The sequence below is a fragment of the Glaciecola sp. 2405UD65-10 genome (genome assembly GCF_048820975.1).
In the GTDB taxonomy this organism is placed as follows: domain Bacteria; phylum Pseudomonadota; class Gammaproteobacteria; order Enterobacterales; family Alteromonadaceae; genus Glaciecola.
In genome coordinates, this window is sequence record NZ_JBMEUF010000001.1 from 1,231,650 (window position 1) to 1,252,339 (window position 20,690).

Consider the following 20,690-nt stretch of genomic DNA (forward strand, 5'->3'; position numbering starts at 1 on the left):
GTGATCACAAACGGGCTTTTAATTTGTGTGGTGTGTAATTTTTCATTGGCGTTTTTTAACATATTTACTATCCAATTAATGCCAACACATGTATGCACAGCGGCAAACGTATTGAACAAATGACTTTATAATATTGAGTGTTTAGCAAAGCTTGTGCCAAGGCTAAACTTAAAATCTGTTTACCATAGTAATTAATGACTAATGGCATACAATTTGTATAGGAAGCACTAAGAGCGCAACAGTATTAATTGGAGATTCGCTATGCTTCACCCTTCTCTCAACAGTTTATGCAAAATAGCTGGATTTATTTGCTTAGTATTTGCAATGTGCATGGCAAAACCGGCGAAAGCAGCTTGGTTTTCAGCGTCAGGACAAGCGGTTATTGTAAATGGCAATAAAGAGCAAGCGCGGAAGCAAGCTACTCAAGAAGCAATCAAACAAGCTTTGTTGTTTGCTGGCGCATCGGTTAGAAGCGTGCAGCAAATGACAAATGGCTTGCTGATGGACGAACACTTAGAAATTCGTGCTACCGGGGAAGTTAACACTATTCAGCTAATAGATGAAATATATAATGACGGTATTGTAACGGTATCCATAAGGGCTGATATTTTTGCCCAAGACACCCAGTGCAGTGCCGCTGATTATACCAAAAAGTTATCAACTACCTATTTCCCAATTCAATTTCATGCACAAGCCTCTGACGGACAAATTCAAGCTTTAGGAAAGGTAAGCGCCATAAAGTTTCAAGAAATGATGGGTAAACTCACACCTAATATGGAATTATCGCATATTGACCCTTATGTATTTGACTGGCATCGTGCTGATATATCAAAGCAAGCCAAAGCTTTGGCGCAAAAATCTAATACTCAATACGTGCTCAATGTAGTAATCAATAATGTATCTGTTGAGCGATTTACCCCTTCTGGCTTTAACCCGTTTAAAGGTGAGCAAAGTATTCGAAGTTTTGATTTTACGGTAAGCTTAATAAATGGGGCAACTGGCGAGCAGCTTTATAGCCAAGATTACGAAAGCATTGCGCCATGGGAGTTTGAGTTTACGCGCGCGGTTGATGTGTCATCGCAAAGCTTTTGGCGCAGCCAATATGGTATTCAAGTACAAAAAATGATTCAAAAAAGCATTACCGACTTGGAAGAATTTGCCGTTTGCCAGCCGACTATGGGGCGAGTACTTGCCGTGGCCAATAATCAACTTCAAATTAATTTAGGGCGTACTCATCAAGTTCAAGTGGGGGACCAACTCACACTATTTAACGTTAAACAAATATCAGATACCTTCGGCCAGCAGTACCGCCAGTTTGTATTACACCCAACTACCTTGGTAGTTCGACAAGTATATAGCGACACAGCTACCGTTGAAGCCTCAGATAGAAGTCTATTAGGCAATGTGCAGGCAAATGACTACGTAGCAAGACAATAGCACTGTGCGCTCTTATTTTAACTCAATCGTAAAATAAGGTATTATTTTAATGTAATGCCGTTTTAAAAAGCGCACTTTTATTCTTCCTTGTGATCACACTGACTCATAGTGGCGTATTGGGTAATAGCTAAGGCGTGTATGAGCGAGCTTAATGCTGTACGAATTAAATGTAATTTGAGGGCAATGTACTATGACTTCTTCTGTTAATGATGACTTGTCGTTTTTTGAACAAATGCAAGACGTAAAGCCGTTGGCCGATATTAATCAAACTGCTAGTACTCGCCCTAAATCCAAGCAAGACTCCCTTGCCAAGCAACTCAAAAGACAAGCGCTAGAAAAGCAAATAGCCTTAGATGATAACGGCTTAAGTGTAGATTATGTGGTACCACTTGACCCCATGGATTACATTACATATAAGCAAGATGGGGTTCAGGAAGGAGTATATAAAAACCTGCGTTTAGGCAAGTATCATATTGATACTCGTTTGAGTCTCAAACACTTAAAATTTGATGAAGCGCGGCTAAGCCTTTACAACACCATAGTAGACTGTCATCAACGAGGAATTCGAACCCTTCTGATAGATCACGGCATAGGTTTGCAATCAAAGCCTTTTCCTGGCTTTATGAAAAGTTATGTGAATCAATGGCTAACTGAAATTAACTTTGTGATTGCGTTTCATACGGCTCTTAAACAACACGGTGGCTTGTCGTGCACTTATGTACTGCTTAAAAAGCACCCTAATCAAAAACAAATTAATCGAGAAGTGCACCAACGCCGAGGCTAATATGACTCGATTAAAGCCTGATAACACATAAAGAAAGGATAGATTGTGCCGATAAACATAGCATAAATTAATTTTCCATTCTGATTGAGCAAAAGATACCTCATACATGTTTTTAAATAGTCTTCGCTCTCAACTACTTACGCTTTCGATTGCAGCAATTTTAGCGACAAGTATATTACTTGTGATTTTTGCCATGCAGGCATATCAAGATTTGTATCGACAAGGCGCTTCTGACGACTTAAACGGCTTGTCTGAGAACTTATCTATAGATCTAATGGTTATGATGTCAGATGAGCCCGATATATTTAATATAGCCAACTTGCTTCTTAAATTAGATCAATACGAAAACGTTCGAGTGGCTGCGGTATTTGATGAAAACCTAAACGTAGTTCAACCCTATTTCGGCAAAGTTATTACGAGTCGAGAAAATAGCGGTGATTTAATACAGCAAGTTGATTTCAGTGAGTATGTTGACCTGAGCCTAGGCATGCATGCAGTTGGGCAAGATATTATTGCATTTAAACGAATAGGTGAAAAAGGATTTCCTTTAGGGTATTTGCTTGTAGTGAATGATTTAAGCAAGCCACTTAGACTTAGTACCTTAGATCTTATTTTAAGTGTATTCCCTTTCGTAATAATTACCTTAGTGGTAACGGCAACACTCATCATTAGTTTGCAGAATAAGGCCATTAAGCCCTTGCTCGACCTCTCTGACTTTATGCGTAAAATCAGAAAAACAAAAAATTATGGTCTGCTAGCGCAAGTAAAAGGCAAAAAAGAGTTGAAAGTTTTAACCGAAGGATTCAACTCGATGATGCAAGAAATCAACACCGAAGTTGAAAAAAACAGAATGCAAACTACGCAGTTACTTGATCAGCAAGAACAAATGCAAAAGCTTGCTAACTTTGACAGCCTCACTGACTTACCTAATAGACAATACTTTATTTCTACCTTAAGCCAAAAGCTTGAAGAAGCCCGTTTAATCAAGCATGACTTAGCTTTGCTATTCTTTGATTTAAATGGTTTTAAATGGATTAATGATTCGTTCGGGCATGAGGTGGGTGACAAACTACTGTGTTACGTTGCTAATGAAATTAGCACCTTGGTAAATGATAAGCGCTTTGTATCTAGATTAGGCGGGGATGAATTTTTAATATTGGTAGAGAATGTATCAAGCCAACATGAATTGCTTTCATTCGCCAAAGGGATTAAAGATAAACTAAGCCAGCCCATTGTGCTAGATGGTTGGCAAGTTGAAGTGGGGATTAGTATTGGCATAGCCTTGGCCTCAGATGCTAACTATAGCGTATCAGAGCTTATTGCTAATGCCGACGTTGCCATGTATAGCTCTAAAGCACAAGACCGCTCAACGTGTACCTTGTTCGTAAAATCTATGATGGAAGACAACAAACGGAAAATATCCATTGCCTCGGCCTTAGCTAACGCCATCAGCAACGAAGAGTTTACTTTGTTTTATCAGCCTAAAGTAGATGGCGAATCAAAGATTAAAGGCTTTGAGGCGCTGATTCGATGGAACAATAAAGAGTTAGGTTTTATCTCACCTGATGAATTTATCACGATTGCTGAACAAAGCGGTAAAATTCAAGCACTCACATTGTGGGTTATTCAGCGAGTTTGCAAAGATGTACCGCGCTTACTTAATATTGCTCAAGATGCGGTTATATCGCTAAACATTTCAGCCTATGATTTACGCGACAGCCAACTTATTTCAAAAATAAGTACTTTATTTGACACCTATGAAATAGATGCTTCATGCATTGAGTTTGAACTCACCGAATCGGCGTACTTAGAAAATTTTGACCTTGCCAATCGCTTTATTACGCAAGCGAGAAACAAAGGAAGTTTCATCGCATTAGATGACTTTGGCACGGGTTATTCATCGTTGAGTTATCTCACGCAAATATCGCTAGACACCCTTAAAATCGATAAACAATTTGTAGACGGCATAGGCTTATCTAAGCGAAGTAACACCATTACCAAAACGATTATTGAAATGGCCAAACAACTGGATTTACAAATTTGTGCAGAAGGTGTTGAAACACAGGCACAAGCAAGCTTCTTACTTGAGAATGAATGCCAGTTGCTGCAAGGTTATTTATTCAGCAAGCCCTTGCCAATAGAAGCCTTAGAAAAACAGTATAATACTGCCTAAAGGGCACAGCTGCCATTTAAGAGAATAGCACCGATAGTCATAACTAAGCGCCAATAAAATCTATCAAATATCTTTTATTCGCACTTAGTAAGACGACACATTGCTACCGAACGTTAATTAACAAATACTCTCGCATTTCTGAACATACGCATCCAAGGGCTGTCTTCTTGCCACATTGGGTCACGCCATGAATTTGATACCGCTCTAAATACTCGCTCTGGGTGCGGCATCATAATAGTTGCTCTACCGTCATTCGAACTAAGACCTGTTATTCCTTCAGCAGAACCATTTGGGTTAAATGGATATTGCTCAGTCACTTTGCCATAGTTATCAACAAAACGAAGAGCAACATTGTTAGCCGTATTAGCATTTAATAATTGCTCAGGTTTAGCAAATTCTGCGCGCCCTTCCCCGTGTGAAACCGCGATAGGCATACGTGAACCTTGCATACCTTGTAAAAAGATAGAGGGTGAAGATTGCACTTCAACCATAGCCGCACGGGCCTCAAAGCGAGACGATAAGTTTTGTACAAAGTGAGGCCAATTTTCAGCACCTGGAATGAGCGTTTTCAAATTAGACAACATTTGGCACCCATTACAAACACCTAATGAAAAAGTGTTCGGGTTTTCAAAAAACTGAGCAAACATATTACGTAATTCGTTATTGTGCAGTATTGATTTAGCCCAACCCTCTCCTGCGCCTAGTACGTCTCCGTAGGAGAAGCCGCCGCAGGCTACCAAGCCATTAAAATCAGCCAATTGTTTGCGCTTTGTAACTAAATCGCTCATGTGAACATCAATTGCATCAAAGCCCGCACGGTCAAACGCTGCTGCCATTTCAACATGGGAGTTAACCCCTTGCTCACGTAAAATAGCCATTTTAGGTCTTGAACCTACATTAATATAAGGCGCGCTAACATCTTCGTTGAGGTCAAAACTGAGTTTTGCATGTAAGCCTGGATTTTGCGTATCTTTTTTCGCTTCATGCTCTTGCGCTGCGCAATGTGGGTTATCACGCAATGATTGCATAGCAAAGGTGGTGCTCGCCCATGCCATTCTGTAATGGGTACGTGAGTTTTCTAAGACAGTTTTTTCATTAAATGTAAAAGTGATCTTATCTTCAGGACTTATTGTGCCTAAACGATGCGCATGTTTTGCCAACCCAAAGTCATTTAAAATTTTATTTACGGTATCGAGTTCTTTAGATGGCACTTGAAGTACTGCACCAATTTCTTCATTAAACAAAATTTTAGCAGGCTCATCACCTAACTGGCTTAAGTCTATGTTAAGCCCTGTATTACCAGCAAATGCCATTTCAACCAAGGTAGTAAATAGGCCGCCGTCAGAACGGTCATGATATGCAAGTAATACACCTTTACTGTGTAATGCTTGAATGGCATTGAACATACTAAGTAGGTCATTTGCTTCATCTACATCAGGTACTTCAAAGCCTAGCTTTGAATATACTTGAGCTAAACATGAGCCTCCCATACGTTGTTGCCCTTTACCTAAATCAATAAGCAAAAGTTCGCTTTCAAGCTGAGTATTGAGCTCAGGTGTTACGGTTTTTCTCACGTCTTTAACTGCGCCAAAGCCTGTGATAACCAAAGATAGTGGTGAAGTAACCGCTTTCTCTTGGCCCTCATCTTGCCAAGCCGTTTTCATTGACATTGAATCTTTACCCACAGGTATCGCTAAACCTAGCGCAGGACAAAGCTCCTCACCTATGGCCTTTACCGCTTCATACAATCCCGCATCTTCTCCTGGATGATTTGCCGCCGCCATCCAGTTTGCTGACAATTTGATTCGTTTTATATCACCAATATACGAAGCACTTATATTGGTTAACGTTTCCGCTACGGCTAAACGAGCGGCCGCTCCGTAATTTAGTAAGGCAACCGGGGTACGTTCTCCCATAGCCATCGCTTCGCCGTTGTAGCTATCAAAGGAACTGGTGGTTACGGCAACGTCCGCAACAGGAATTTGCCAAGGGCCTACCATTTGGTCTCTAGATACCATGCCGGTAACCGAGCGGTCACCAATCGTAATCAAGAAAGTTTTTTCAGCGATAGTAGGCAATGCCAGTAAGCGTTCAGCCGCATCGGCTAAATCTATATTTTTTGCGTCGAAATCATCGCCTTTCGCCGTTTTTGATACTACATCTCGGTGCATTTTAGGCGGTTTACCTAACAATACATCAAGCGGCATATCAATAGGCTTATTGCCAAATTTTTTGTCGCTTAAGGTAAGGTGTTGTTCTTTTGTAGCTTCGCCCACTACCGAAAAAGGCGCGCGCTCTCGTTCACATATTTGCGTAAACAAAGCTAAATTTTCAGGAGCTACCGACATAACGTAGCGCTCTTGCGATTCATTACACCAAATTTCAAGAGGAGACATACCTGATTCATCACAGGCTACGTCACGAAGTTCGAAAACACCGCCGCGCCCACCGTCGTTAACTAATTCGGGAAATGCGTTAGACAAACCACCTGCACCCACATCATGAATAAATTGAATAGGGTTGGCGTCACCTAACTGCCAGCAACGGTCTATTACCTCTTGTGCACGGCGTTCCATTTCTGGGTTATCACGTTGCACTGAAGCAAAGTCTAAATCTTGATTCGACTCACCAGAGCTCACTGACGATGCAGCACCTCCGCCTAAGCCAATATTCATTGCAGGTCCGCCTAAGGCAATAAGCTTAGCACCTACCGTGATTTCACCTTTCTCTATATGGTCACGCTTAATATTGCCTAAGCCACCTGCTAGCATAATTGGCTTGTGATACCCGCGCACTTCCTCACCATTAAAGCTATTGACTTTTTGTTCGTAGGTTCTGAAATATCCTAAAATGGCGGGGCGCCCAAACTCATTATTAAATGCAGCTGCACCTAATGGTCCTTGGGTCATAATTTCCAGTGCATCAACAATTCGGCTAGGTTTGCCATAGTCGTGTTCCCACACTTGTGTAGCATTAGGAAGTTTTAGGTTAGATACACTAAATCCGACTAAACCCGCTTTTGGTTTAGAGCCTCTGCCGGTTGCGCCTTCATCACGAATTTCACCACCTGAACCAGTAGCAGCGCCGGGGAAAGGTGATATAGCCGTGGGGTGATTGTGTGTTTCAACCTTCATTAATATATCAATAGCTTCATGATTATATTGATAGCTATGCGTACTTGCGTCAGCATAAAAACGCCCAGCCTCAAACCCTTCCATTACCGCAGCATTATCGCTATATGCTGAGAACACAAATTCAGGCGTAATTTCAAAGGTGTTTTTAATCATGCTGAACAAGGATTTGGGCTGTTCTTTGCCATCAATTGTCCAATCAGCATTAAATATTTTATGGCGGCAATGTTCTGAATTCGCCTGCGCAAACATGTAAAGCTCAACATCATGAGGATTACGCCCTAATTTCTCAAAGCTAGTTTGCAAGTAATCAATTTCATCTTCAGCTAAGGCTAAACCCAATGTTTTGTTGGCCTCTTCAAGCGCTATGCGGCCCTCACCTAACACATCAACGGCCTTTAAGTGCTTCGGTTCATGATGCAAAAATAAACTCGCTGCATCGTTCATATCATTTAACACAATCTCGGTCATTCGATCATGAATCAACTCGGCTATTTGCGCTGACTGCCCTGCTTCGGCACCATCAAAACTATATTGAATACCACGCTCAATCCTTACAATTTGTGTTAAACCGCAATTATTAGCAATATTAGTTGCTTTAGTTGACCAAGGAGAAATAGTGCCCGCACGCGGCGCAACTAACATATTCAAAGCAAAGGTTTGCGTGTTTTCTTGTTTAGGACCGTAAGTTAATAAGCTATTTAAGGTTGCCTGTTCAGCTTCTGAGAGTTCACTGCTTGTATCAACAAAATGTACATATTGAGCGTTTATATTGCTCACGTTTATATTTTTTGACTGTAAGCGTTTGATGAGTTTTTTCTTGTTGAATTCAGAAAGCATTGCAGAGCCGAACAGAATGAGCATGATATGAAGTCCACTAGTTGTGCTAATTAAACCTGTAAGCCTTAATTAGACTTACAAAAATTAGGCGCAAGTATAGAGGAATTAATCTATTTTGATAAGCGCTTTACCACAAGAAAATAAGCAAGAATTTAGACCTTAGTGGGTAAAAAAAACTAAAGCATGCGTGATTTACAATTTATCACTAGATAAAAAGCAGAATATTGTTCACAATCAGAGTATGCATATATTATTTATCGCCAAGAGTATGATTTTACTATTTTTTAAAAAGCGCGCCCTTCGCTTAACATCAATAGTGACTCTTTTATTATTAATTAGCAGTTGCCAACCTGAGGGCAACACCACGGTATTGTCTAGGATAATTGACGATGGCGTGATTAAAGTGGGTTCAATATACGGGCGCACTACCTATTACAATGGCCCCATTACCCAAGAGGGCTTTGAATATGAACTTATGCAGGGTTTTGCTGAATATTTAGAGGTGAAGCTGGAAGTTTACCCTTATTATTCTTATGCCGAACTGATTGACCAATTAGACAAAAAACGCGTAGATGTATTAGCTGCCAATATCACCATGACAGAGGCTCGTAAAAAAGCATATAAATTCGGCCCTGCTTATCAAACACTAAATTTTGAATTGGTTTATCAAAAAGGTAAAGACCGCCCGCGAAATATAGACGAATTAGACGGAGCACTAACCATTATTGCCAACGATCTTTATCGCGAACCCCTACAAGCCAAAGTTGAAGAGTTCAATGACTTAAAATGGGAAGAGACCGCCGAGAAAGATATTGAAGAGTTACTCGAAATGGTGGCGGCAGGTGAACTTGACTACACCATATCTGATTCAAATATTTTGGCTGTTGCTAGGCGGCGCTATCCCAACCTAGGAATAGGCTTCTCTATTACTGATTCCTTGAAAATTGCATGGATGTTAAACAAAGATACTGATGACTCGCTACGTGCAGCCTTACTAGAATACTTTGGAAGCATACAAGCAAGCGGCAAACTTGCGGTGTTAGAAGACAAATACTTTGGACACGTTAGAAGTTTTGATTTTGTGGATACCCGCGCCTTTATGCGTGCAGTTAAAAGCAAGCTTCCTGTATATAAAGAAATGTTTGTCACTCATTCAGGTGAATTAGATTGGCGATTACTTGCTGCCATTGCATATCAAGAAAGCCATTGGAACCCCAAGGCAATCTCACCTACAGGAGTTCGCGGCATGATGATGCTAACTCAAGCTGCTGCAAAAGATATGAAAGTGCAAAAACGAACCGATGCAGAGCAAAGTATTAGCGGTGGCTCGCGATATTTCGCCAGCTTGCTAGCTCGTATTCCTGCACGTATACAAAGCCCTGATCGTGTATGGATGGCATTAGCTGCCTACAATATTGGCTTAGGGCATTTGGAAGATGCTCGTAAAATTACTGAAAAATTAGGTTATAATCCTGATTTGTGGATTGATGTAAAAAAACACCTACCCTTATTGCGCCAGAAGAAGTATTATAAGTTCACTCGTTACGGATATGCTCGTGGTAACGAAGCCGTCAACTATGTCGACAACATCAGAAGATACTATGACAGTTTATTGTGGTTAGAAAAAAACCAAGATACGCCTTCACTTAGCATCCCCGATGATGAACTGGAATTAGACAGTGATATAGATGACGAACAAGCAATTATGGAACAATCAGAAACAACAGAGAATAGCTAGTAAGTTTATTGGATAAGCCCCTCGCAACAACTCAATTATACTTTCGTATTGAACTTTCCTAATTAAATTTGTCAAAAAAACGACATAAAACTGTCATTCATTTGGTGTATTTCTTGCTTATACTTAAGTCACGATTACATAAAATGTAACGATAGATTGAATTTCCTATTCTATATATGGATACACTCGCTTTGCCGCTTAGCGGTTTAAACTAAAGTATAAAGTATTCTTTACAGCAATTATGAAATTTAAACTTAGTGCTTCGGTCTTTTATTGGGTTAAGACGTAAATCACAACTAAGCTTGAAGAAAAATAAAGCTTTATGATTACATTGCCGATAAAACAAACAGTTAGGCAACTAAGTTAAAATGAAAAAGCTAAAGAGAAATTAGCAAAAGCAAAAACAATGACGTGGTCATTGAATACGCAAATATTGAAAAAGATATATTTGTGCCGAAGAAATGAGTAACAATTATGAAGACAAATAATAGTATGAACAGAAATAGAAGATTAAAAAACAGTAACCAAAGAAGAACTTTACTTAAAAAGCTACATCAGCGTGTATTAGTAAGAAGAAAGCAGTTTGCTAACGCAGACATGAATGACGATTATCAACAAGCTTGCTAAATAAATAATTAAACGCCCGAAGTATATTTAAGATAGACAACACTCGTTAAAGGCCATTAGCAATATTATGTTTTGCTTTCATGGCCTTTTTTAATGCCCTTCTTTCCTTAAAAAACGCACTCAAATTTTCACTACATTGGGTTTCTAACACACCGCCTATTACATCAATTTTATGATTAAGCTTTTCGTGCTGGGCTAAATTCATAATGCTACCAATGGCACCTGCTTTGTAATCATAAGCACCAAATACTAAGGTCTTTATTCTGCTGTGAACCAATAAGCCTGCGCACATGCAGCAAGGTTCTAAAGTCACATATAAACTAGCATCAAGTAATCGATAATTTTTAACGTGTTTAGCGGCATCACGTATCGCCACAACTTCAGCGTGTAATGATGGATCGCAATGCGTGATGGTTTGATTATGCCCTCGGCCCACAATTTCATTATTTATTACGACAACAGCCCCTACTGGCACTTCATTTAAGCTAAGAGCAATTTCAGCTTCAGCCATTGCCTCTTGCATAAAAAATTCGTGTTCGTTTGACATACAGGAAAGTTTCACCGTTACTTTTTAGCGATTAATTACGCTAATTATACCTCATATAAATGTTTAACTTTACAGAAATAAAATGACTTCTGTCATATAGACAGTGTTAATAGATTAACGTACTTTACTGTTATTATTTTTACACACCGTCTTTAATCAAGGAGATAAACATGGATATGACTGCAATCGCAATAGTCGCAATCATCGCTTGGGCAATCGTTTCAATCACTAAAGGAGTGAAACCTAATAGAAAAGCACAAGCCAAGCAAACTGAGTTGCAAGCTGAACAAGAACAAATAAAGCAAGACATGCAGCTTATGTCTGAGCGCTTAGCCGTACTTGAAAAAATAGTGACCGATGAAAAGTATCATTTAAACAAAAAATTTGCGTCACTTAATAACTAAACGCCTAGATTGCCGGTAATAAATCTTAAAGCGGTAATATATTGCCTTGTTATTAATAAGGACAATTCCCCCTCCCAACTGTGACTAGCATTACATAATGTTGAGGCATCATGAGCATTGTTGCCAGAAATATCGCAAGCCTAGCGCCTAGCAGTCGGGGCAGATTAAAATTACATCTGAATTTGAAGTTTATTCCACCTCGCTCCTATTTTTTGGCATAGCATTTGCTAAAGTCATGACGTACGGAAAGTAAAAGCATGAACATAAATCTTTTATTTTTTATATTTGCTTATAAATACAACAAATTAACGCGTAGTAGCTTGTAAGCATAGATAAGTTGACACTGTACACAACGCAAGACATTTTATTGACGGTAAACATTTGGAGTAAACAATGGATATCAGTACCATATCACAAGAAGTACTAAGCGATACGAGCGCGTTTCACAAAGATGCTAGCGCGAATGCCGCTGTGTTGACAATGGCTGAATCTGCGCAAATTATGCGCACCATGTTATCATCTATCGATCTTGAAGAACTGTCGAGTGACTACTACACAATTTTAAGCGCTAAGCTACCTTGTACATCAATTAAGTTAGCTTTTGCCGACCAAGTTCTACGCACTGGTAAATCGAAATCTCAATCGCGTATTATGAAAATTTCAATTTACTATGGCCATCCCTTTGGCACTCCACAGCATGCGCAATTAGCTTACTCATTCTCAAGAGTACTAACGCCCGTTCAACGTAAGTTACTATCAGAAATGCATAGCATTTTTGCAATGAGTTTGCGCCATGCTTTGGAGTACTACCGTATTAGCCAGTTAGCCACCAAAGACATGCTAACAGGCCTGGGAAATCGTACGAACTATGACGAATCAGTTAGCAAGTTAATTAGTATTTGTAAGCGTAATAACGATGCTTTTGGTCTTTTAGTATTTGATTTAGATAATTTTAAGTTAGTAAATGACCGTTTTGGCCACCAAGAAGGTGATGAAGTCCTTATTGCATTTTCGGCTATTTTACAAAATTGCCTGCGCGATTCTGATCACGCTTTTAGGTTTGGCGGAGATGAGTTTTGCTGCCTACTTATAGACAGTAACGCGGCTGCAAACAAACGAGTTGCACAGCGAATTACATCTTCTATTGAGAAGCATCCTATGTTTATTCAACATGGAGTTTCTAGTAGTGTTGGCGCTACGTCATTTTTACCAAATGATAATGCAAGAAGCTTATTTGAACGTGCTGACAACGCGTTATACAAAGCTAAAAACGCAGGCAAAAATTTATTTATTGCCGCTTAAGTATATATCAGTAAGGGCTTGTATGAATCAAGGCAAGCCTACTAAAATTGCAGTTTGCAAACGCAGCCTCCAAAGCCTGTTTCACCTCACCGGTAGGCAACAATACCGCCACAATCTCAGTTTCGTACATAATAATAGGGCATTGCGCTCGCAGCATTGGGCTTATACCCCACTCTTGAAACCACACTTTTAAAGACTTTCGAGGACGCTTAGCAGAAAATTTTGCTCGCAAATTACTGAGCTTATAATTAACATGTAATCCTTGTGCTGGCGCTTGTATCACAGTGACATGTTTATCTAATGTAGTGTCAACTGTCTTATCCTCGCTAAGTTGTTCGCAGCGCCACAATTCATTTATAACTTGCTTTGCGGTATCTAATTGAATTGCACTTAGCTCGCCTTTTGAAACAGGGCTAATCAGCAGTTTTTCTTGAAATTTTTCAATAAACCATGATTGCAGTTTTATGTAGCCTGTTTCGCTTTGCTCGTTATCTATTAAGCGTGTTACTTGTGAAAGCTGCGCTTGGCTTGGCATTTCACTTAAATACATAGCCAGCCAAAATCGCAAAAAACTAAGTTGAGTTGGCTTGGAAAGTTCACTTAATGGCTTTAATTTAGCGCTTAGGTCATTAGCTAAGACCTTACTTGCAATAATTTGCATGTACTCATTGTTTACCGCCTGAGCATCTGCGCAGTGCTGTGCACTGCGCGCTATAGTGGCATGTATTTGAGGCCATCTGGCACTTAACAGTGGAATCACTTTATGGCGTAAAAAATTACGATCATATTGCTCGTCAGTATTTGACTCATCTTCTATCCACTCTAAATCTGCGTGGCGAGCGAATTGTTGCAATTGTGCTTGGCTGAAACCTAGTAGAGGGCGTAAATACACAAACCCTTCTGCTTGAGTCCGCGCAGCCATACTAGATAATCCTTTTACCCCTGCGCCACGTTTTAACTGCAATAAAAATGTTTCCGCTTGGTCGTTTTGGTGCTGAGCAAGTAACACAAAAGGTTCGCCTGTTGCATCAGGGCTTGCAAGCGTTGGTTGCTCATTGACGTAGTCACTGATTAATTGATAGCGAATATTACGCGCATCAGCTTCTAAGCTAGCTTGCTTGCGTTTTTTTACGTGATACGATTTACAGTGGAATTGGATATTACGCACATTACATTGATGCTCACAAAATTGCTGCCAAGCATTAGCATATCTACTGATGCCATGGTTGATGTGAATAGCGTGAATTGTATTTAGAAATAATTGCGGCTTGGCTTTTTTTAGCATGCTGCATAAGTGCAGCATAACCATGGAGTCTAAGCCACCACTTAAAGCAATAGTAAGGTGGCTGACACTATACGAGCTAGATGCATTAGTAGTTAATGCATTTTCAAGAGCATCGAGTAAATCAATGCCCAGTTTGTTTAGCGGTAAATTCGCATCCAATATTAACAGTAACCAAAAGACATTAAACGCTCATAACGCTCTTGGAGTAAAGTCTCTTGATTGAGGCTTTGTAATTGCGCAAGCTGCTGTTTAATAGTGGCCTTTAAGTTAGAAGCCATATTTTTGTGGTTGCGATGTGCGCCACCTAAAGGCTCATCAACAATAGTATTAATAAGTCCTAGGTTTTTAATTTGTGGTGCCGTTACTCCCATTGCTTCGGCGGCAAGCGGGGCTTTTTCTGCACTTTTCCATAAAATAGATGCACAACCTTCAGGCGAAATAACTGAATAGGTAGAATACTGCAACATATTAACTCTATCGCCCACACCAATTGCTAAGGCGCCACCAGAACCACCTTCCCCGATTACCGTACAAATAATAGGAACCGTGAGTTCTGCCATTACTTTTAAATTCATGGCAATGGCTTCACTTTGCCCCCGCTCTTCTGCGCCTACACCGGGGTATGCACCTGGAGTATCAATGAAGGTTAAAATAGGTAACTGAAAACGCTCTGCCATTTTCATAAGACGCAAAGCCTTGCGATATCCTTCGGGCTTTGGCATACCAAAGTTACGTTTAATTTTTTCTTGTGTGTCGCGGCCTTTTTGATGCCCAATCACCATTACTGGTGTACCATCTAAGTTCGCTAACCCACCAATAATCGCTTTGTCATCAGCAAATGCTCTGTCACCTGCTAATTCATCAAAGTCTGTTAACATATTGTTGATGTAATCTTGGGTATAGGGGCGCATTGGGTGACGCGCTACTTGTGAAATTTGCCATGCACCAAGCCCTGCAAATATTTTGCGCGTTAACTCGGCGCTTTTTTCTTGTAACTTGGTAATGTCTTCTTCAATGCCCACATCGAAATCACCGCCCTGATTAACAATGCGTAGCTCTTCTATTTTGGCTTCCAGTTCAGCAATAGGTTGCTCGAAATCAAGAAAATGTAAGCCCATTATATTTAGTCCATTTATTATTTTAATTAATTGAATGCCAGAGCAACATTATCTTTGCCCAGCAAATGAGTCAAATCACTTAACAACTCATCTTCTAATTTTACATACCAATTTGTACCAGAAACCATTTCCAAAGCTGCATCAGGATGTTCTACCTGTAAATGCAAAGGACATGTGCCCCCTTTGTATTGTGTAAGTATATCTTGTAATTTGGCAACTGACGATAAGGTACACGACGTTGTTTCTAATGATAACGATAATCGCCGCGCAAATCGACTTCTAGCCTCAACTAATGGCATGATTTCTAAGATGCTCATTGTAGTGCTTTCGCTATATCTATCAAAGCTGACCTGTCCGCTAATCCAAACTAGATTGTCTACGGCAAGCAGTTCTTCATATTGCTCAAACACATCGGGGCTTACGCGCATTTCCATGCGTGCAGACTTATCATCAAGCGTAACCAATGCCCAGCGACGGCCTTGTTTATTCGTTAACACGCGCATAGCGTATATTAAACCGGCTGTTTTAGTATGCACATCGCGACGCGTTGGCATTAAGTCTTTCACAGAGCAATCAATATAATGCTTCGTTTCAGCAATATATTGACTCATAGGATGGCCTGTTAAATATAGGCCTAATGTTTCTTTTTCGCCATCTAACCAAATCTTTTCAGGCCATGGCGGCACTTCTTTATAGCTATGTTCAGTTTGTGCCTGCGTGAAATCTTCCATGCCAAACAAATCACCCTGCCCGGCTAAGGCTGCCTTCGCATTTTGCGCGGCAGCATCTATTGCATCTTTTAAACTTGCCATAATGGCAGCACGGTGTGGGCCTAATTTATCCATTGCCCCTGACATAATCAATTTTTCTAAAACGCGTTTATTGATTTTTTTCAAATCCACTTTGGCACAAAAATCGAACAAGTCTATAAACTCGCCTTGTTCTTCTCGCGCTTTAATAATAGCTTCAACAGGGCCTTCACCTACCCCTTTTATAGCGCCAATTCCGTAAACAATTTGCCCTTCTGCATTTACGGTAAATTTATGTTGGCCGCTGTTTAAATCAGGCGGAAGTACAGCTAGTTTCATATTGTTGCATTCGTCTATTAGCGTTACAACTTTATCAGTGTTATCCATATCAGCAGACATTACCGCAGCCATAAATTCTGCAGGATAATGCACCTTCAACCATAGGGTTTGATAAGACACTAAGGCATAAGCCGCCGAATGCGATTTGTTAAAACCATATCCGGCAAACTTTTCTACCAAATCAAAGATTTTCATGGCTAAGTCAGGGTCAATATTGTTGCCTATTGCGCCCTCTTTAAATGAGCCACGTTGCTTTTCCATTTCTTCGGGCTTTTTCTTACCCATTGCGCGTCGAAGTAAGTCAGCCCCACCTAATGAATAACCTGACATTTCCTGTGCTATTTGCATTACCTGCTCTTGGTACAAAATAATGCCGTAGGTAGGTTCTAAAATAACTTCTAAACATTCATGCTGGTACGTAGCATCTGGATAGGAAATAGCTTCGCGACCATGTTTTCTATCAATGAAGTTATCAACCATGCCTGATTGCAAAGGCCCAGGTCTGAACAAGGCTACCAATGCAATAATTTCTTCAAACACGTCAGGTTGCAGGCGCTTTATTAGGTCTTTCATACCACGGGATTCTAGCTGGAATACAGCGGTAGTCTCAGCTTGCTTTAAATAACGAAAAGATTTTGCATCATTAAGCGGTATAGCAGTGATATCAATAGTTTCACCTTTTACCTCTTTGATCATATCAATTGCCCACTGAATAATAGTGAGCGTGCGTAAACCTAAGAAGTCAAACTTGACCAAGCCCGCCGTTTCAACGTCGTTTTTATCAAATTGAGTTACCGGGTTCGCGCCCGTTTCATCACAATATAAAGGTGCGAAATCAGTAATGGTGGTGGGTGAAATTACTACGCCCCCAGCGTGTTTCCCTGCGTTTCGTGTCACGCCTTCTAGAATACGTGCCATATCAATGAGCTCACGTACTTCTTCATCTTGCTGATAGATTTCAGGTAGTCTTGGTTCAACCTCAAAAGCTTTTGCCAAGGTCATACCGGGATCACCTGGGATCATTTTAGATATACGATCAACAAAACCATATGGGCGACCTAGTACTCGCCCTACATCGCGAATTACTGCTTTTGCAGCCAAAGTACCAAAGGTGATAATTTGCGATACGGCATCTCGGCCATATATTTCTGCTACATGATCAATTACTTCATCACGGCGATCCATACAAAAATCAATGTCAAAATCAGGCATTGATACCCTTTCAGGGTTTAAGAATCGTTCAAATAACAAGTCAAACTCTAGCGGGTCTAAGTCGGTTATGTCCAAGGCATAAGCCACTAAAGAACCTGCACCTGACCCTCTACCTGGCCCAACAGGAATATTGTTATCTTTTGACCACTGAATAAATTCCATTACGATTAAAAAGTAGCCGGGGAACCCCATTTGATTAATTACTTTTAATTCAATTTCTAAGCGCTCATCGTATTCAGGACGCTTTGCTTTACGTTCTTCTTCATCAGGAAATAGCTGTTCTAAACGTCGCTCTAAGCCAATTTCTGATTGCTTAACCAAAAATGCCTCTGTACTCATGTCACCGGTTGGAAAATTAGGCAAGAAATATTCGCCCAAAGTCATCTTAACGTTACAGCGTAGTGCTATTTGAACGGTATTTTCAATCGCCTCAGGTATGTCAGAAAAAAGCTCAAGCATTTCCTCTGGGGTCCGCAAATACTGTTGGTCAGTGTACCGTTTGTTGCGGCGATTATCGTCAAGCGTAAAACCTTCACTAATGCACACTCTTACCTCATGCGCTTCAAAGTCATTTCTATTTAAAAAGCGCACATTGTTTGTGGCAACAACGGGTAAGTCAAAACGCTGAGCGTATTCTAAGGCTTTTTCGATATAGTGGTTTTGCCCTACATGGCCAGTTCGTTGAAGCTCTATGTAAAAACGGTCAGGAAAATGCTGCTTATAAAATGCAAGGATTCGTTCACTTAGTTCAGGCTTTTGCATACTAATGGATTGACCAAAATCACCATCTAAGGCTCCTGATAAAACAATTACGCCTTCATTAAATTTAGCTAAAACATCTTGGTTTACAATAACTTTATATTGGATTTGCCCCTGCAAATAAGCTTCTGAAATCATGTTGGTTATATTTTTATAACCCGTTTCATTTATAGCTAACACGCCTATTTGCACAACTTGCCCATCTAAATTGTCACTTTGAAACCATAAATCACAACCAATAATCGGCTTTATACCTTTCTTAGGCGCCGCAGAATAAAACTTAACTAAACCACACATGTTCATTAAATCAGTCAAGGCTAGCGCCGTAGCGCCCTGTTCCGCGCTTGCGCTTAAAATAGGATTAACCTTATTTAGACCGTCTTGCATTGAAAAATCACTGTGAACGCGTAAATGAACAAATGGTGCAGACACTTAAGATTACTCCGTAGGGATAAAAAATTATGTTACAGCTATTCTACCTTGAACTTGCCGCAAGCTGAACTGGTTTGAAACTAAATCTATGATGAGGTGTTGGTCCATGTTGTTGCAAGGCCTCTACATGAAGTTTCGTTGGGTAACCTTTATGTTTTGCGAAACCATATTGTGGGTATTTTTCATGCAATATAGCCATTTCGCGATCACGGGTGACTTTCGCAATAATAGAAGCAGCTGAAATTTCGGCGTGTAGTAAATCCCCCTTAACTATGGCTTCACTGGCATATTGCCATTTTGGACATCTGTTTCCATCAACGCGCACGAAATCAGGTGATACTCTTAAACCATCTACAGCTCGCGTCATGGCTAACATGGTGGCGTGCAATATGTTTAATTCATCTATTTCTGCTGGACTAGCGCGGCCAATACTAAAACACAAGGCGTGCTCAATAATTTTATCAAATAAAGCTTCTCGTTTTTTCTCACTTAACTTTTTAGAATCGGTTAATCCTAGAATGGGGGAAGCAGGGTCAAGAATAACCGCGGCGGTAACAACATCGCCTACAAGGGGCCCGCGGCCTACCTCGTCAACGCCAGCAATTAGTGAATATTTTTCCATCAAGAAACATCTTTTTTTATTTAAATTATTTATGCAGGATAACGATTTATTAAAGACAATACCGCTTTTGCAGATTGTTTATCAGCGCCCGCAGCTAAAGTTTTATGAATTTGTATAAACTGGCTCAGTACATTTTTATTATTAGTTCGCCATACCTTAAGCAATTGCTCTGACAAATTATCAGCGTTAACCTCATCTTGTAAAAACTCCGGCACTAATAGCTCATTTGCCAATATGTTAGGCAACGAGAAATATGCAGGTTTGTATAAGCGCTTCATCATCATGTAGGTCAAGGTAGACATTTTATAAGCCACTACCATTGGACATTTGCAAAGCATAGCTTCTAAAGCTGCCGTGCCAGAGGCTAATAAAGCACAATCAGCGGCAATCATTACGTCTCTAGCCGCTGCTCGTGTAATAGTGCAAGATTCAAGCATATTTTCTTGCTTTAAGATTTCACGAATTTGCGCTTCTCTAGCATCATTTACCGCAGGTATGATTACTTTTAAATGGGGTGAATGCACTTTAACTTTACGATAAGTATCTAAAAAGATGCTAAGAAGTGATTCAATTTCACGCTTACGGGAGCCTGGTAATAAAGCGAGTAACTCGCTTTTTGCCTCAATTGACAGCCTTTCTCGAGCTTGCATCTGATCAATCTCAACGGGAATGCTATCAGCCATAGTATGGCCTACAAACTGAAACGGTAAGTTATACTGGTCATAAATTGCTTGCTCAAAGGGAAATACACCTAAAACTAAATTAGTTGCTTTACCAATTTTATGAATGCGTTTTTCGCGCCAAGCCCATACCGTAGGGCTAACATAATGCACGGTAGGAATACCGGCATCTTTTAATTTTTGTTCAACATGTAAGTTAAAGTCAGGTGCATCAACACCTATGAAAACGTCAGGTGGATTATCTAAAAAGTGTTGCACGACAGTTTTTCGAATATGCAACAAACGAGGGAGATGCTGTAAGACCTCAACTAATCCCATCACTGACAATTCATCCATTTCAAATAATGAATGCATGCCTTGCTCAATAAGAGGCTGTGAACCAATACCTTCAATAATACAATTAGGATGTAATGCCTTGATTTGTTTCAACATACCTAAGGCAATATTAGCGCCCGATGTTTCCCCTACTACAAGGCCTACTCTAAGTGGCTTACTAGATAATTGCGGCATT

13 protein-coding genes are annotated in these 20,690 nt (G+C 40.2%); 6 read left to right on the forward strand and 7 right to left on the reverse strand.

Translation table 11 applies throughout. From position 1 onward, the window contains the following. Nucleotides 1-261: 261 nt before the first annotated feature. The 3 genes from ACOI22_RS05675 (at nt 262) to ACOI22_RS05685 (ending at nt 4,394) form a co-directional block, all read left to right on the forward strand. Nucleotides 262-1,437, forward strand: coding sequence for a flagellar assembly protein T N-terminal domain-containing protein (locus ACOI22_RS05675; protein ID WP_420671037.1), 1,176 nt, complete (start codon nt 262-264; stop codon nt 1,435-1,437). A 190-nt stretch (nt 1,438-1,627) separates the two neighbouring features. Further along, nucleotides 1,628-2,221 carry a DNA endonuclease SmrA gene (gene smrA, locus ACOI22_RS05680; protein WP_420671038.1) on the forward strand — a complete coding sequence of 198 codons (594 nt, stop codon included), beginning with the start codon at nt 1,628-1,630 and terminating at the stop codon, nt 2,219-2,221. 106 nt (nt 2,222-2,327) lie between these two features. Beyond that, the gene (locus tag ACOI22_RS05685; RefSeq protein WP_420671039.1) at nt 2,328-4,394 is read left to right on the forward strand and encodes an EAL domain-containing protein; all 2,067 of its coding nucleotides are present in this window, start codon (nt 2,328-2,330) and stop codon (nt 4,392-4,394) included. Nucleotides 4,395-4,507: 113 nt separating this feature from the next. On the opposite strand, the gene purL is transcribed toward ACOI22_RS05685, so the two are convergent. Continuing rightward, complete coding sequence (gene purL, locus ACOI22_RS05690; protein ID WP_420671041.1) at nt 4,508-8,389, reverse strand: phosphoribosylformylglycinamidine synthase; 3,882 nt, start codon at nt 8,387-8,389, stop codon at nt 4,508-4,510. A 244-nt stretch (nt 8,390-8,633) separates the two neighbouring features. Between purL and mltF the strand changes: the two genes are divergently transcribed. Continuing rightward, nucleotides 8,634-10,103, forward strand: a complete 1,470-nt coding sequence (mltF, locus tag ACOI22_RS05695) for a membrane-bound lytic murein transglycosylase MltF (RefSeq protein WP_420671042.1) — start codon at nt 8,634-8,636, stop codon at nt 10,101-10,103. A 673-nt stretch (nt 10,104-10,776) separates the two neighbouring features. Here mltF and tadA read toward each other — a convergent pair. After that, on the reverse strand, nt 10,777-11,277 hold the full coding sequence (tadA, locus tag ACOI22_RS05700) for a tRNA adenosine(34) deaminase TadA (protein ID WP_420671043.1): 501 nt from the start codon (nt 11,275-11,277) through the stop codon (nt 10,777-10,779). Between the two features lie 170 nt (nt 11,278-11,447). On the opposite strand from tadA, the gene ACOI22_RS05705 reads away from it, so the two are divergent. Together ACOI22_RS05705 and ACOI22_RS05710 are read left to right on the forward strand one after the other, a co-directional pair. Continuing rightward, on the forward strand, nt 11,448-11,681 hold the full coding sequence (locus ACOI22_RS05705) for a hypothetical protein (protein ID WP_420671044.1): 234 nt from the start codon (nt 11,448-11,450) through the stop codon (nt 11,679-11,681). A gap of 393 nt (nt 11,682-12,074) precedes the next feature. Next, nucleotides 12,075-12,983 carry a GGDEF domain-containing protein gene (locus tag ACOI22_RS05710; protein ID WP_420671045.1) on the forward strand — a complete coding sequence of 303 codons (909 nt, stop codon included), beginning with the start codon at nt 12,075-12,077 and terminating at the stop codon, nt 12,981-12,983. A gap of 7 nt (nt 12,984-12,990) precedes the next feature. Here ACOI22_RS05710 and tilS read toward each other — a convergent pair whose 3' ends face one another. The 5 genes from tilS to lpxB are packed head-to-tail and all read right to left on the reverse strand — an operon-like array spanning nt 12,991 to nt 20,689. Continuing rightward, nucleotides 12,991-14,427: a tRNA lysidine(34) synthetase TilS gene (gene tilS / locus ACOI22_RS05715; RefSeq protein ID WP_420671046.1), complete on the reverse strand. Its 1,437-nt coding sequence runs from the start codon at nt 14,425-14,427 to the stop codon at nt 12,991-12,993. Nucleotides 14,428-14,429: 2 nt separating this feature from the next. Next, nucleotides 14,430-15,386, reverse strand: coding sequence for an acetyl-CoA carboxylase carboxyl transferase subunit alpha (accA, locus tag ACOI22_RS05720; protein WP_420671047.1), 957 nt, complete (start codon nt 15,384-15,386; stop codon nt 14,430-14,432). Between the two features lie 26 nt (nt 15,387-15,412). Next, the gene (dnaE, locus tag ACOI22_RS05725) at nt 15,413-18,877 is read right to left on the reverse strand and encodes a DNA polymerase III subunit alpha (protein ID WP_420671048.1); all 3,465 of its coding nucleotides are present in this window, start codon (nt 18,875-18,877) and stop codon (nt 15,413-15,415) included. A gap of 43 nt (nt 18,878-18,920) precedes the next feature. Then, nucleotides 18,921-19,499 (reverse strand): ribonuclease HII, encoded by a 579-nt coding sequence (rnhB, locus tag ACOI22_RS05730; RefSeq protein WP_420671049.1) that lies wholly within the window; start codon nt 19,497-19,499, stop codon nt 18,921-18,923. Between the two features lie 29 nt (nt 19,500-19,528). Beyond that, on the reverse strand, nt 19,529-20,689 hold the full coding sequence (gene lpxB, locus ACOI22_RS05735; RefSeq protein ID WP_420671050.1) for a lipid-A-disaccharide synthase: 1,161 nt from the start codon (nt 20,687-20,689) through the stop codon (nt 19,529-19,531). Nucleotide 20,690: the final 1 nt, after the last annotated feature.

Coding starts and splice junctions, on each gene's coding strand:
- ACOI22_RS05675 (WP_420671037.1), top strand. CDS start 262: ATGCTTCACCCTTCTCTCAACAGTTTATGCAAAATAGCTGGATTTATT.
- smrA (WP_420671038.1), top strand. CDS start 1,628: ATGACTTCTTCTGTTAATGATGACTTGTCGTTTTTTGAACAAATGCAA.
- ACOI22_RS05685 (WP_420671039.1), top strand. CDS start 2,328: ATGTTTTTAAATAGTCTTCGCTCTCAACTACTTACGCTTTCGATTGCA.
- purL (WP_420671041.1), bottom strand. CDS start 8,389: ATGCTCATTCTGTTCGGCTCTGCAATGCTTTCTGAATTCAACAAGAAA.
- mltF (WP_420671042.1), top strand. CDS start 8,634: ATGATTTTACTATTTTTTAAAAAGCGCGCCCTTCGCTTAACATCAATA.
- tadA (WP_420671043.1), bottom strand. CDS start 11,277: ATGTCAAACGAACACGAATTTTTTATGCAAGAGGCAATGGCTGAAGCT.
- ACOI22_RS05705 (WP_420671044.1), top strand. CDS start 11,448: ATGGATATGACTGCAATCGCAATAGTCGCAATCATCGCTTGGGCAATC.
- ACOI22_RS05710 (WP_420671045.1), top strand. CDS start 12,075: ATGGATATCAGTACCATATCACAAGAAGTACTAAGCGATACGAGCGCG.
- accA (WP_420671047.1), bottom strand. CDS start 15,386: ATGGGCTTACATTTTCTTGATTTCGAGCAACCTATTGCTGAACTGGAA.
- rnhB (WP_420671049.1), bottom strand. CDS start 19,499: ATGGAAAAATATTCACTAATTGCTGGCGTTGACGAGGTAGGCCGCGGG.
- lpxB (WP_420671050.1), bottom strand. CDS start 20,689: ATGCCGCAATTATCTAGTAAGCCACTTAGAGTAGGCCTTGTAGTAGGG.